We start from the raw sequence: 1,192 nt of genomic DNA, 5'->3' as shown, positions 1-1,192 counted from the left end.
GTCCAGGATCTTCGCCACCACGCCCGAGCCCACGGTGCGGCCGCCTTCGCGGATCGCGAAGCGCAGACCTTCTTCCATGGCGATCGGGTTGATCAGCTTGACCGTGATCGACACGTTGTCGCCGGGCATGACCATTTCCTTGTCCTTCGGCAGCTCGATCGCGCCGGTCACGTCCGTCGTGCGGAAGTAGAACTGCGGACGGTAGTTGTTGAAGAACGGCGTATGACGGCCGCCTTCGTCCTTCGACAGAACGTACACCTCGGCGGTGAAGTGCGTGTGCGGCTTGATCGAGCCGGGCTTGCACAGCACTTGGCCGCGCTCGACTTCTTCGCGCTTGGTGCCGCGCAGCAGCACGCCCACGTTGTCACCGGCCTGACCCTGGTCCAGCAGCTTGCGGAACATTTCCACGCCCGTGCAGGTGGTCTTCTGCGTCGGGCGGATGCCCACGATTTCGATTTCTTCGCCGACCTTGATGATGCCGCGCTCGACAGCACCGGTCACCACCGTGCCGCGCCCGGAGATCGAGAAGACGTCTTCCACGGGCATCAGGAAGGTGCCGTCCACCGCACGCTCAGGAGTGGGGATGTAGCTGTCCAGCGCATCGGCCAGCTTGAGGATCGAGCCTTCGCCCAGTTCGCCCTTGTCGCCTTCCAGCGCCAGCTTGGCCGAGCCGTGGATGATGGGGGTCGCGTCGCCAGGGAACTCGTACTTGTCGAGCAGTTCGCGCACTTCCATCTCGACGAGCTCCAGCAGCTCCTTGTCGTCGACCATGTCGCACTTGTTCAGGTACACGATGATGTAGCCCACACCGACCTGGCGCGCCAGCAGGATGTGCTCGCGGGTCTGGGGCATCGGGCCGTCGGCGGCCGAGCACACCAGAATGGCGCCGTCCATCTGGGCGGCACCGGTGATCATGTTCTTCACGTAGTCGGCGTGACCCGGGCAGTCGACGTGCGCGTAGTGGCGGTTGGCCGTCTCGTACTCGACGTGCGCGGTGTTGATCGTGATGCCGCGCGCCTTTTCTTCGGGCGCCGCGTCGATCTGGTCGTAGGCCTTGGCTTCACCGCCGAACTTGCTCGACAGCACAGTCGCAATGGCCGCCGTCAGCGTCGTCTTGCCGTGGTCCACGTGACCGATCGTGCCGACGTTCACGTGCGGCTTCGTACGGGTGAATTTTCCTTTTGCCATTTTC

The 1,192-nt window shown here is 63.8% G+C and carries 1 protein-coding gene; it reads right to left on the bottom strand.

What is annotated here, in order from left to right; genetic code table 11:
- A partial coding sequence (tuf, locus tag B0W80_RS34040) for an elongation factor Tu (protein ID WP_077003536.1) occupies positions 1–1,188 on the bottom strand: 1,188 nt, incomplete at its 3' end.
- Positions 1,189–1,192 lie beyond the last annotated feature (4 nt).

This window comes from Variovorax sp. KK3 (assembly GCF_001984055.1).
Lineage (GTDB): Bacteria > Pseudomonadota > Gammaproteobacteria > Burkholderiales > Burkholderiaceae_C > Variovorax.
Note: the sequence above shows the minus strand (reverse complement) of the source record. Positions and strands in the feature narration are given on the sequence as shown.